Source organism: Mesorhizobium sp. M0047, from assembly GCF_040323315.1.
Classification (GTDB): Bacteria; Pseudomonadota; Alphaproteobacteria; order Rhizobiales; family Rhizobiaceae; genus Mesorhizobium.
Map to the genome: position 1 here is coordinate 1 of NZ_JAMYUW010000076.1, position 12,554 is coordinate 12,554.

General features: G+C 60.1%; 8 protein-coding genes and 1 pseudogene. 6 read left to right on the plus strand and 3 right to left on the minus strand.

Features of this window, described 5'->3' with window-relative positions; genetic code table 11:
• Window positions 1-1,984: cadherin-like domain-containing protein (locus NKJ89_RS34730; protein WP_352608930.1), on the minus strand; the 1,984-nt coding region annotated here is incomplete at its 3' end.
• A gap of 314 nt (window positions 1,985-2,298) precedes the next feature.
• Between NKJ89_RS34730 and NKJ89_RS34735 the strand changes: the two genes are divergently transcribed.
• Complete coding sequence (locus NKJ89_RS34735; RefSeq protein WP_352608931.1) at window positions 2,299-2,547, plus strand: helix-turn-helix domain-containing protein; 249 nt, start codon at window positions 2,299-2,301, stop codon at window positions 2,545-2,547.
• 151 nt (window positions 2,548-2,698) lie between these two features.
• A complete protein-coding gene (locus NKJ89_RS34740) occupies window positions 2,699-4,042 on the plus strand; it encodes a hemolysin family protein (RefSeq protein ID WP_352608932.1) in 1,344 nt (447 codons plus the stop codon).
• Here the strand turns inward: NKJ89_RS34740 and NKJ89_RS34745 are convergent.
• A complete protein-coding gene (locus NKJ89_RS34745) occupies window positions 4,022-4,501 on the minus strand; it encodes a DedA family protein (protein ID WP_352608933.1) in 480 nt (159 codons plus the stop codon). The genes NKJ89_RS34740 and NKJ89_RS34745 overlap by 21 nt on opposite strands.
• A gap of 351 nt (window positions 4,502-4,852) precedes the next feature.
• Between NKJ89_RS34745 and NKJ89_RS34750 the strand changes: the two are divergent.
• Window positions 4,853-5,370: pseudogene (locus NKJ89_RS34750) on the plus strand (transglutaminase-like cysteine peptidase).
• Window positions 5,371-5,820: 450 nt separating this feature from the next.
• Here NKJ89_RS34750 and NKJ89_RS34755 read toward each other — a convergent pair.
• The gene (locus tag NKJ89_RS34755; protein WP_352608937.1) at window positions 5,821-6,435 is read right to left on the minus strand and encodes a hypothetical protein; all 615 of its coding nucleotides are present in this window, start codon (window positions 6,433-6,435) and stop codon (window positions 5,821-5,823) included.
• A 169-nt stretch (window positions 6,436-6,604) separates the two neighbouring features.
• Here NKJ89_RS34755 and NKJ89_RS34760 point away from each other — a divergent pair, with 169 nt between their 5' ends.
• From NKJ89_RS34760 to NKJ89_RS34770, 3 genes are all read left to right on the plus strand, one after another.
• Entirely contained in the window at window positions 6,605-6,946 is a 342-nt protein-coding gene (locus NKJ89_RS34760; protein WP_352608934.1) for a Sec-independent protein translocase subunit TatA/TatB, read from the plus strand.
• A gap of 243 nt (window positions 6,947-7,189) precedes the next feature.
• Window positions 7,190-8,170: a DUF1402 family protein gene (locus tag NKJ89_RS34765; protein WP_352608935.1), complete on the plus strand. Its 981-nt coding sequence runs from the start codon at window positions 7,190-7,192 to the stop codon at window positions 8,168-8,170.
• Between the two features lie 209 nt (window positions 8,171-8,379).
• Window positions 8,380-12,165: a metallophosphoesterase gene (locus NKJ89_RS34770; RefSeq protein ID WP_352608936.1), complete on the plus strand. Its 3,786-nt coding sequence runs from the start codon at window positions 8,380-8,382 to the stop codon at window positions 12,163-12,165.
• The last annotated feature ends 389 nt before the right edge of the window (window positions 12,166-12,554 follow it).

The following is a 12,554-nucleotide window of genomic DNA, read 5'->3' on the forward strand; positions in this document are numbered from 1 at the left end:
CATTGCCCAGTATCCCGGCGACCGTGCCGATCGTCAGATCCGTCACGTTCTCCGCATGGCTGGCAAGCACGCCGTCGTTCGCCGCCACCGGCACATCATCGACTACATTGACCTGAACCGTTGCGCTCGCTTGGCTACCGTCCGCATCGATGGCGACAACGTTGATGCCGGTCAGGTTTATGGTGTTCTCTCCGCCCGCGTCGGGATGCGGGAAATTGTCGAGCAACGTCACATTGACTGTCGCGGATCCGTCGGTGCCCGCCAGGATCGGCAGCGACGGCGCGACCAGGTCAATGCGTATGGCGTCGATGCCGTTGATCGAACCGGTGATCTGCGTCGGGCCGGCCAGCGTCCAGACGATGTCTGCGCCGGCAACCCCGTTGACATCTGCGGTGATTCCGGCAACCGACGTGAACGCCAGCCCGGTAATGTTGTCGGAACCGGCGTGAAACGATACGGTTCCGCTGCCGTCCTCCACGCTGGTCGCGGCCGCGCTGCCGGTCGCATTGGCAGTGCCGAGCCCTTCCTCGTCCACTGAGATGATCGCGTCCGTCACCACTGACGGGCCTTCTCCGTCGCCAATGGTGATATTCAGCGTCGTCTGCGACGTGTCGCCGTCGCCGTCCTTCAGCGTGTAGGTGAAGGTGTCAGTCACCGGCGATGCGTTGCTGATGTTGGAATTGGCGACGTAGCTGTAGGTCCCGTCCGGGCTCAGCGTCAGCGTGCCGTACTGGCCAACGACATGGAAGTCGCCGCCAACTATCGTCGTCGCCCCGGCGCCCGTCGCGCCGCTTACCGAAGCGCCGTCGGCGCCCTTGGTGTCGGCGCCAGCCGGATCGCCGTCGCTGCCGAGCCCGGTGACCACGTTGCCGCTCGCCGTGCCGCCTTCCGTGACGCTGTCCGTATCGGCAACCGCCGTCGGTACGTCGTCGATAATGGCGACGGCAAAGGTGGTGCTGGCCGTATCGCCGTCGACATCGGTGACCGTGATGCTGAAATTGTCCGGGACCGTATCGTTGGGATCGAATCCGTTCGTCTGGTTGAGATGCGTGACCGATTCGGTCACCGTGTAATTGTATTCGATAGCGCCCGTGGTCGGATTGAAGGAGACGATCGTCAGGTAACCATACTGCCCAGGGATGTGATCGCCGACGCCGGTGACGGTGACACCGTTGATGACGATCGACCCAATTCCATCCGGCGCGTCGATGCTGATCGTTCCAGTGCCGGACGTTTCAGCATCGCTTTGCGCCTCACTGCCCGGCGATTGTCCCTTGCCGCCGTCAAGGCCGGTTTCGCTGGCCGCCTCATCCGGGGCAAGCAAGGACGTGGCCGTCACTGTAACCTGCCTGTCGACGATCGAGGGGAACAGTTCGCGCCGGTCCAATTGACCAAACTGCAAGGCTGTCGGCGGCAGCAGGGCCGACAGGTCGAAGCCGTCGCCGATGCCGCCAGGGGGGACCGAGAAGTCTCCGCCTGCGCTTGAATTCGAACCGCCCGGGCCGGCCGAGATGGAACCGTCGGCACCGAAGGCTACATCGACATGGCTGGCTTCCAGCGCTGCCAGCAGGGCAACGCGCGGCACCTCGACGTCGCCGATGATGAAGGTCGGCACGTGCAAGGCGCCGTCCTTGATCACGATCACCGAGCCGTCGGCCTGTTCGAGCACAAGGTTGTTGCCGTCGACCTTGATGTTGTCGATGGAAACGTTGGACGGAAGTTTTACGACGTTGCCGGCGTCAGCCACATATTCGTGCGGTGCCGTCGCCGCGGGTGCGTTTGCCGTCGCCGGCGCCTCCGGCTTGGCCGGCGCTGCGCCGACATCGACCGGCACCGGTTCGGACGCTGCCGGGGCGGGCTGCTGTGCCGCCGTTGCCTGTGCGACCTGCATCTCTGCCGGCGAAATCTGACTGTTGTGTTCGCCGGACGCGGAATGGTCGTCCATGAAACCCGAAAAGCTGTCCAAATCGATATTGGTGGTCATTGCTGAAACCCCTCCGTCATTTCCCGGATAGAGACAGCGGCTTCAGAGGAAATGCAACCATTCAAAAACTGAAAACATATATCCTGGTATGTGCATTCATCAGAATATTCACGGTTAGTTAATTTGAGATATATAGCCAGTTATATAACGTCCCGCTTAAACGAAGCTCATCGGATCTTGGTATCCGCCGAGATTGTCAATTCAAAACCGCAATCCGAGTGAAAAGGTAACGCTCCGATCAGCGAACCAACTTGCGCTTAGGTGCTCATAACCAATATCAACCAAGGATCGGCGACCCAAAGAGATTTACGTTGATGAAAATTCAAGGCGTCCAATCCAAAATGGCCCGAGCTGCCCTGGGGCTAAAAATTAGAGAGCTGGCTGACCTCGCCGACGTAGCTGCTACCACCATCACGCGATTGGAATCGGGAATTCAAATAGGGTCACGGACGCTCGATGCAATTGAAAAGGCCTTTGAGAATGCGGGCATTAAATTCACCTTCGAAAAAAATGGCGACTTAGGGGTCGTCTTAAGCGCCTTTCTGATTACCTTCGAGGGCTGATTTTTTGCGTCCGCTGGCGCGCCTGCGCCGGCATTCTGTTAACCTCAGTACGGAGCCCTGTGTCGCCGCTATCAATGGCGATACGGAGGAGTTGTGTTATAGGCGGACTCCCATCAACAATCCGTGGCGGATTGCCGCCCAAAAGGAGACCATGCCTAGTTCCGATGGCAGTATGTACGATCTAATCGGGATACTCGCCGTACTAGTTCTCGTTGCTGCGAACGGTTTTTTTGTCGCAGCGGAATTCTCTCTCGTCGCAGTTCGCCGCAGTCGGGTAGTCGAACTGGTCAATTCCGGCAGGCTCAATGCCACCGCTTTGAAGCGCGCCGTCGACAATCTCGACGCCAATCTCGCTGCCACGCAGCTAGGAATCACCCTATCGTCGCTTGCGCTCGGATGGATCGGCGAGCCTGCGATTGCCCATTTGATCGAACCATTATTGAGCGCATTGCCGGGACCGCTCGCTACGGCGGGCTCTCATGCTATCGCGGTTGCGATCGCCTTCATCATCATCACGACGCTGCATATCGTGCTCGGCGAGCTCGCTCCGAAGAGTCTCGCCCTTCAGCGCAGCGAAGGCACGGCGCTGTGGGTCGTGCGCCCTCTCGGCCTGTTCCTGTTCCTGCTGCGGCCGGCGATCATCGGCCTCAACGGTCTCGGCAATCTCGTGCTGCGGCTTTGCGGGCTTCGACCTGGCGCGGGAGAGGGATCCCTTCACTCGCCGGAAGAACTCAAACTGCTCGTCGCGGCGAGCCAGGAGGCCGGGCTGCTCCACCAGGCGCAACAGGAGGTGGTCGAGCGCGTCTTCAGCATCGGCGACCGGCGCATCGCCGATATCATGACGCCGCGCCGTGACATCGACTGGATCGACGTCGACGACAGTTCGGACGAGATCCTGCGCACCATCCGGGAATCCCGGCATGAACAGCTCCTGGTCGGCCGCGGCGGCATCGAAGAGCCACTTGGCATGATCTTGAAGAAAGATCTTCTCGACCAGGCTCTCGACAGGAAGGCGCTCGATCCGCTGGCGGCCATCCGCGAGCCTGTGGTCGTTCATGAAGGAACGGCGGTCTTCCGCGTACTCGACCAATTCAAAAAGGCGCCAGTGCGCATGGCGATCGTCATCGACGAATATGGCAGCCTTGAAGGGATCGTCACGCAGACCGATCTGCTCGAAGCCATCGCCGGCGATCTGGCGGATGCGGATGGCGAGGAACCATATGTTGTCGAGCGCGAGGATGGCTCGCTGCTGATCGATGGCATGATGCCGGCTCATGACGCCTTCGCTCGCCTCGGTTTTCGGACGGGAACGGCGGAGGGCGATTTTCACACGATCGCCGGATTCGCCCTCTTCCAGCTTGGGCATCTTCCAGAGGCGGGGGAACATTTCGACCATGAGGGCTGGCGGTTCGAGATCGTCGACATGGACGGAAAGCGGATCGACAAGCTGCTCGCCCGCCGGGTGCCCACTAGATCAACTCCTGCAGCCATTTGAGGCCGAAGCAATATTGGCCATTTGAAACGTCAAGGCGGGCATCGCGCAGATGCCCGCCACCAATGGCACGGACGCGCGCAAGGGGCCAAAGAAGCGCCCGAAAAACACGCCTGCCACGCCCCATCGCTCGAAGAACTGGTGGCCACGCGGAATGAGGTCCGGATAACGCGACAAGGGCCAATAGTGCGAAACCCTGTTTCCCAACCGGGTGCCGATCCAGAAAGACAACCAGTCCCCCAATGCCGCCCCAATAGCGGCGGCAAGCCAGATAGGCCAGAATGCGATATCGCTTTCGCCGATGAGAAAGCCGACGCCGATCAGGATCACGGTTGCGGGCAACAACAGCGAGATGCACGCAAGCGATTCCCCGAACGCCAGGATAAGCACCAGCGAGATGCCCCACACCTCGTGCGCGCGGATGAAGGCGACTGTTGCTCGCGTGATTTCATCCAGGCTCATTCTTCACTTTCCAATTCGCGCCAAGCGTGACCGATGACAATAAGCGTCATGCCGAAAGTTGGACACGACCGGCCGGCATCTCGATACGACAAAGACCCGCGGTCCGGAAGGACGTCACGAAGATGCCAACCAGCGCACGCGAGGCAAGGTAACCATTCCGAAGGATCTTCCGCTGGTTTTGATTGACAGAACCCGCACTACCGCACTGGTGAGGAATTCATCCGACGCGCCCAATCACCTTTTGTTAAGAATGAGTTAAGATCGCGCCCGTGCGTTCGGTTTAGCGGCGGTGTGGCCGTTGCAATCATTACGATAACGTCCACATTGTCGGCGGCGATAGCGTCGCAGTCGATGCAGACAGGAAACTTCAGGTCGCAGCTGATCTGTCACAACGATTTCTGCAAATCCCATCGGGCCGAATGTGAGATCCGTTCACGCGACGATGGTCCTGAGCACATGACGGCGAAAACTCTGGCGGCAGATCACGAGCGTCACCCTGACGGTTAACGAGAAGATCAAGCCGATGAGCGATCTCAACCAGTACGGACAGGACGAATTCTGGGCCTAGCCGGACAGCGGTTTCGGCGATTGTGAAGACTATGCGCTGGAAAAGCGTCGCCGTCTGATGAACAGCGGCATTCCCGTGTCGGATCTGCTGATGACAGTTGTTCGCAAGCCCGACGGCGAGGATCATGCGGTGCTGACCGTTCGCACCGATACGGGCGAATTTGTCCTCGACAACCTCACCAACACGGTGCGCCGCTGGGACCAGACCGGTTATCGCTTTCTGAAACGCCAAGCCAGCACCGACACGGGACGCCTGGGTCCGTATCCTTGAGGGCGACCCACTGGTTAGCGCGATCAAGTAATGATCGGCTAACATTTCGCGCATTGCCGAAAGGGTTCTCTCAGGCCGTTGCGCAGCCTACTCATTGTATTAGGTCGCAGTGTTGGTAACGGACAAAGCCGTATCGTTTGCTTTGTGTCCGCCCTCGCCTGATTGCTGCTCTCCCCCTTTGACAGGAACGCTCAATGGCGCTGTCGCCTCCGGGCAGCCGTTCTGAATTTTTTTCCATGACGAAATGTTGAGACCATGCCGCATTGCGCGAGTTCCGGACCCGACGGCAATTGCAGACAAGTGAATTCGCCGTGATGGAAAGTGCGGCCGTTGGCAAGGCACTGACATTCTGCTCGCGCGGGCGTTGTAGCGAGCGCCGCGAAAACCAGAATGCAAGAGGCCAGGATCGTCCTCATGTGCGGAATTATAGCATGATCCGGAGCGGCCGTCAGTGGCCGTGGCCGAGCGGGTACGACGGCTTTCAAGACGAGGGAATGCGCGGCTCTTCCAGCAGCCAGAACCGCTCCTTCGGCGAAAAATCCGTGATCAGGAACGAAAACGACGCCGAGTGAAGCGGATCGACCTTGCCGTGCAGGAACAGCAGCCTGTCGTAGGGTTCGAACTTGCGGTTGAATTCGGCGAAGCTGTCGGACTTGATCGCGTCCGCCTCGCGATGCGCCTGGTCGAACGACAGCCCATCGCCATAGTCGCTGGGCTGGTCGAGAATCGACTGCAGCTCGAACTCAAATTCGATCCAGGCGTGCGTGCTGTTGTTGAGAGCGATGATCTTCAGCGGCAGGAATCCGGTGGCGTAATTGCCGGAGACGCCAAACGGCTGGATCGGCCGGATGGCGCGTATGGTCAATGTTACTGGGTCTGCCGACTCAAGCTCCTCCGTGACCACGATCGGATCGTCCCTGGTTCCGGCTCCGGCGGCCGACAGGATGCGAAACCCGCCGAGCTCGTCGGAAAACGAATAAGCGCCGGCGTCGACGATTTTGGGATTTACGCCGTCGGCCCGGGCGTGCAGGCTACTCGCGGCCAGCAAGGCCGCGAACGATCCTGCGAGGCTAAAGCCTGATATTCGATCCGACATGACCCGAAGTATGAACGACATTCCCGCAGCCGCATACTGGCGTGGCGGATGTCTGGCGTGGCGGATGTCAGATGTCAGGTGTGATGATGGTGCCGATCGGCCGGACCGGGTTGAAAGGCCGCAAAAAAGCCGCCGCTGCCGGCGATGATATGCGCAAGAGGATGGACTGATGTTCGGATTTGGCTTTGACCACCTGGTGATTATCTTTTTGGTTGCGATGGTTGTTTTCGGGCCGGAGGAGCTTCCGAAAGCCATGCGGTCGGCGGGGACGATGATGAAGACATTCAATCGGATCGGCGGCGATTTTCGAAAACAGTTTGACGACGCCATACGCCAGGCCGAGAAGGAACTCGACGTGGAGGAAACCCGCACGATGGTCCAGAATGCGGTGGAGAATGTGCCGCGAAGCGCCGACAAGGTGATGGCAGGCAAGGACAGCGGTCCCGATCCGCTCGCTGAGCGGAAGGCGGAACTTGAGCTGAAGTCCGTCGCAACCAAGCAAACGAGTTGACGCTGACATCTATCGAGCCAGTGATCGGCCTCCGTCGAGACTCGGCCTGCTCCGCGTGCCGGGTCTCGGCGAGCTTCGCGTCGGTCGTCATAGTGACCAATTCGTTACACCCGGACCGCGAGCATGCCTGGTGATCGCGGGGCATACGTTGACAATCGGCGCGCTATGCTGGTTGAGCTTGACCAGTTCATTCAGGAACGGGCGGCGAGCGTGGTTTCACACCCTGCTCCTCGGTGACGACACATGCAGAACACCAAGCACGCAGTCACGGCGTTGGCGCTTCTTGCCCTGATTATTGCCGGCGGCCTGGCTGGGGAAGCGGTCGCCAATGGCCTCACTGTGGTTCCTCCGGGAAATCGCTTCGACCAGCAGCCGCCGATCCCCGAGGCGTCCGCGAACCGGACGCGCGCCTTCAACACAACCTACGACGCCAAATACGACAAGATCCTGACATTGCTGAGAAGCGAGAAGAAGCTCGTGCAACAGATCAAGGATGCGGCCTCTGCCTATGGCATCGATCCGATTCACATCGTGGGCGCGCTTGTCGGCGAACATACATACAATGTCAGCAGCTTCGACGCCGCGCAGACCTACTACGTCAAGGCGCTGGCATACGCCAACGCGGACTTCGCGTTCCGCTACAAAGGCATTTCGCTGCAGTCGTTTCTGGACCGTCCAGAATTCTCACCATGCGCCAAGGCCGAAGGCAGTTCGTCTTTGTGGAGCTGCCGCACCGATGTCTGGAACAAACAGTTCCTGGGAGAGACGGTCGACGACGTTGCCTATGAGAACGTGACCTTCCAAAGGGCGTTCTTTCAGCCTTTTTTTGCCGGCCAGACCTTCGGCCTTGGCCAGATCAGCCGGCTGGCGGCACTTGAAGTGACAGACCTGGTCCATCGGGTGAGCGGCTTTGAAAAACTCTCGCCCGATCGCCCGCAGGCAATCTACCGCGACATCATGGATCCCAAGCGCAGCGTCATTTACACGGCTGCCATACTGCGCGAAGCGATCAACGCCTATGCGGATGAGGGGTTCGACATTTCCCGGAACCCTGGCATTACAGCGACGCTCTATAATGTCGGCCAGCCCCAGCGTCGCGCGGCCGAACTTCGAGGAGCTGCAGCAAAGCGATCCGGTCGAAAGCTGCCGGAAGAGAACTATTACGGTTGGTTCGTCAACACCAAGCTCGATGAATTGCGTGCCCTCCTTGACGGTCAAGGATGAGCTAGCCGCGGTGCCGGACTAGCGAATTCCCATGTTGGCCGACCCTCCGACCGGCGCTGATGTTCAAAGCGAAGGTAGTATCCTGGAACGGAGATACCGACTCTCGCACCGCCGTTTAGACCGTTCGGCTACGTATCTTAATCCGGATTGGTAACTGGATTGAGATCCTCGATTTCGTAGGTTAATCGATCTCGGCGGGAATATTCTAGATGGCCAAACCGTCTCATCCTCCCCACAGCGGGAGCGCGAAATCCTTCATCACCGAGTTAAGCATCGACTCCGGCATCAAAGGGGACTGGCTGACCAATGACAACTGGAGCACGCTGATCGGAGCCGCCGATCCGAACGTCGCGGCGCGCCTATACGCCGACCGCGTGCTGCCCGGGACAACCACGTCGGACGTTAGCGGCAGCCGAAGCTCCACAACCCCCGAACTCCCCGACGACACCCACAGATCCACTGCTGGAACCAAAGGCAGTCACACGCAGACCTCGGATCAAGCCGCGATCAAGATCGATAGCCTCATCTCCATACACGGGATCACCCCGACCTGGGCGGGTGATGGCGGACTGAAACTCACCGGCCTCGCCGAGACTGCCGCCAGAGTTGGCATTCATCTCGACGGGACGTTTTTCAACACGGTGATGTCACATGCCTTTGGCTTCTGGCATTCTGCGGTGGGCTATGGGAACGACGGCATTACCTACACCGCCCCCGCGTCGGCCCCAGTCGGTGATGCTGGCACGACTCAGACGAACAGCGCTATGATTACCAGCACCCTCCTTGCCAGCGACCCGGTTTTCGAGACACGTATCGCCTCCAGCGCCGACGACGTCGAACAAGGCCCCACGGGCGGGATGGATTTGACCAGCGGCAACCTCGATATGGCTGTCGAGTTCGGTGGCACCAAGGTTCAGGAGGTTGGGGTCCGCTTCACCGGTATCGACATCCCCCACGGCGCCGTCGTCACCGCCGCCTATATCCAATTCGAGGCCCAAAACACGAGCACTGGCGATGTATCGTTGCTAATTCGAGGCCAAGACAGCGATGAGGCCGCGGCCTTCGAGAAGGTGACGAAAAACGTCTCCCTGCGCCCGCAGACAGATGCCTCTGTGACGTGGATGCCGCCCGATTGGACGGTAGCCAAGGAAGCCGGCATCGCCGAGCGCACGCCGGACCTCTCTGCCATCGTGCAGGAGATCATCGATCGCTCCGGCTGGGCGGCGCTCAACGACATGGTGTTCACCATCTTTGGCAGCAGCGGCACGCGCAGGGCCTACTCCTTCGACGGCGACGCCGCCGGCGCTCCGCTCCTGCACGTTGAGTACTATGTGCCGTCGTCAGGCAGCGACCTCGGCCCAGTCGCCTTCAACACCTCGGCCGATGCCGACCCCGTCACCAATCAGATCTTCGAGCTTGGCGTCGCGGGCACAGCGGTCCACATCACCGCTTCGGCAAGAGACCCCGATGCAACCGATACAGTGACTTACAGCCTTGACGATTCGCGCTTCGCCATCGACGCCAGCACCGGCGTCATCACGCGCTCGGGCACGGGAACGCTCAACGCCCAGTCCGAGCCGTCAGTCACCTTGCACGTGACGGCAATCTCGTCGGACGGAAGCACCGCCAACCAGACCTTCGCCCTCGCCGTCCTTGACGATCCGGTGGCCTTCAAAAACCCGTATGACGCCGACTCGGCGCCCAATCAGATCATTCAGAATGCGGTCGCGGGAACGCGGGTCGGGATTACCGCCTCAGCCGCGGACCCCAATGCACGTGATACGGTCACCTACAGCCTTGACGATCCGCGATTCGCCATCAATTCCACCACCGGCGTCATTACGCGCTCGGGCACCGGCACGCTCAATGCTGCAACCGAACCGTCGGTCAACCTCCACGTCACCGCAACCTCGTCCGATGGGAGCACCGCCGCGCAAGACTATGCCGTCGGCGTGACCACAGGGCCGATCTTCGAGACAAGGATTGCGTCCAGCACCGACGACGTCGAGCAAGGTCCCAGCGGCGGGATGGACCTCACCAGCGGCAATCTCGACATGGCTATCGAGTACGGCGGCACCAAGAACCAAACGGTTGGAATGCGCTTCACCGGCGTCGACATTCCTTACGACGCCGTCATCACCAGCGCCTACATCCAGTTCCAGGCCCAGAATACGAGCACCGGCGCAGTGTCGCTCCTGATCCGGGGCGAAAGCGACGAAGCCACCCCCTTTGAGAAGGAGACAAGCAATGTCACCTCGCGCCCGATGACGAATGGCTCGGTGACGTGGACGCCACCTGATTGGACCGTGAACAATGAAGCCGCCCTTGCCGAACGCACCCCGAACCTCTCGGCAATCGTGCAGGAGATCATCAACCAGCCAGGCTATTTGCAACTCAATGACATGGCATTCGTCGTCAGCGGCGTCAGCGGCACGCGCCGGGCCTATTCCTTCGACGGCAGCGCCACCGGCGCACCGCTCCTGCACGTCGAGTACTATGTGCCGACGACCGGCCCGGTCGCCTTCAAGCATCCACAGGATGCCGACCTTGCGGCCAACCAGATCCCCGACCGTGCCCCCGCGGGCACTTTGGTCCACATCACAGCCTCGGCCAAGGATCCGGACGTCACCGATACGGTCACCTACAGCCTCAACGACTCGCGCTTCGCCATCAATTCCAGCACCGGCGTCATCACGCGCTCTGGCACGGGAACGCTCAATGCCCAGACCGAACAGTCGATCAACCTCCACGTCACCGCAACCTCGTCCGACGGGAGCACCGCCGCGCACGACTATGCGGTCAGCGTCGTCCCGACGACCGCGCCGCAGACATTATACCGGTTCGCGATCTTTGGTGACTATGGAGATACCGATCTCTCTGGCGAAAAAGCAGTCTCGGCGATGGTCCATGGCTGGAACCCCGATTTCATTCTCACGGTCGGCGACAACGTATATGCACCGCAGACCTTGGATGCCGCCGTCGGCCAGCAGTACCATGACTACATAGGCAATTATCAAGGCGCATACGGCAGCGGCAGCACCATCAACCGCTTCTTTCCCGACCTAGGCAATCACGAATACGATGAAGGCAACGTTGCCGCCTACTTGAACTACTTTACGCTGCCCGACAATGAGAGGTACTATGACTACCAGATCGGGCCGGTGCATTTCTTCGCCCTCAACAGCAACAAGCAGGAGCCGGATGGCCGCAGCTCCACTTCAGTGCAGGGCCATTGGATGCAATCGCTTCTCGCGAATTCCGACGCGAGCTTCAACGTGGCGTATTTCCATCACACGGCATACAATCCAAGTGGCTATACTGCCACCATGCGATGGCCATTCGAGCAATGGGGCGTGAACGCGGTCTTTGCCGGCCATGAGCATAATTATTATCGCGAGAATCGCGACGATAACGGCGACGGCGTCTTTCTCCCCTACACGACCACCGGCCTTGGCGGAGCCGGCAAGACCGTTCCCAATGTTGGCGCCAATTTGGTGACGGTCACCGACGCCGGCATGCTGATCGAGTTCTACAAGGTGAGCAGCTTCAATGGGATAACCGAGACCCCCGTGCTAACGGATTCCTACTTCGTCCCGACGCCCGCAGGGCGCACGCCGACAATCGTCAACGGGGGTTATGTCCTGAACGGCACGACCGGCGCGGACTATCTTTGGGGCCTGGGCGGCAACGACACGCTGATCGGCGGGCGCGGCAACGACACACTGGTTGCCGGCAACGGCCACAATCTGTTCGTGTTCGCCCACGGCGACGGTCAGGACACCATTTTGAATTTCCTGCCCGGCGCTGGCACCGGCGACGTCCTCGATCTCAGAGCCTTTGGCATCACCAACGCGAGCCAGTTCCAGCAGGTGGCCACAAACCAGGGCTCGAATGTCGTGGCGTCTCTGGGTGGCGGGGATCAGATCACAGTGATAGGCGTTCATGAGGAACAGTTCCACAACGACAACTTCCTGAGCAGCCTGCTGCTCGCATAGGGCCATTCCCGCTCGATCTCCAGCGAACCCAACGGTGACTCCGCTCGCATCAAACCATTGCACAGCCGCTCGACCACACCTCTATCCGAAGGTTGCGATCGAACTCAAAGCTTCCGACGAGCAGGTCGACCTGCTTGACGCAAGCATCGATGTTGCAATCCGAATCGGCCACTCGGCCGACGAGGGCGTGATCGCGCGGCGCGTCAACACGATGCGCGTTGTCGTCCAGGGCGAAATCATGAATCGTTAACCTGCAAGGACGGCTTGGCGGTAGGTCGGGTTCATGAGGGCTTTGAGGCGCTTCCGCTTGAGCGAGGTCTTTGAAGGCTCGCGTCGGAGCATGTTGAGCACCGCGCGGCGGATCATGGCGAGGTTGCGCGCCGAATGGT

Excerpts from the sequence above, each read along its gene's own strand:
- NKJ89_RS34740 (WP_352608932.1), top strand. The coding sequence starts at position 2,699 with ATGCCTAGTTCCGATGGCAGTATGTACGATCTAATCGGGATACTCGCC.
- NKJ89_RS34760 (WP_352608934.1), top strand. The coding sequence starts at position 6,605 with ATGTTCGGATTTGGCTTTGACCACCTGGTGATTATCTTTTTGGTTGCG.
- NKJ89_RS34765 (WP_352608935.1), top strand. The coding sequence starts at position 7,190 with ATGCAGAACACCAAGCACGCAGTCACGGCGTTGGCGCTTCTTGCCCTG.
- NKJ89_RS34755 (WP_352608937.1), bottom strand. The coding sequence starts at position 6,435 with ATGTCGGATCGAATATCAGGCTTTAGCCTCGCAGGATCGTTCGCGGCC.
- NKJ89_RS34745 (WP_352608933.1), bottom strand. The coding sequence starts at position 4,501 with ATGAGCCTGGATGAAATCACGCGAGCAACAGTCGCCTTCATCCGCGCG.
- NKJ89_RS34735 (WP_352608931.1), top strand. The coding sequence starts at position 2,299 with ATGAAAATTCAAGGCGTCCAATCCAAAATGGCCCGAGCTGCCCTGGGG.
- NKJ89_RS34770 (WP_352608936.1), top strand. The coding sequence starts at position 8,380 with ATGGCCAAACCGTCTCATCCTCCCCACAGCGGGAGCGCGAAATCCTTC.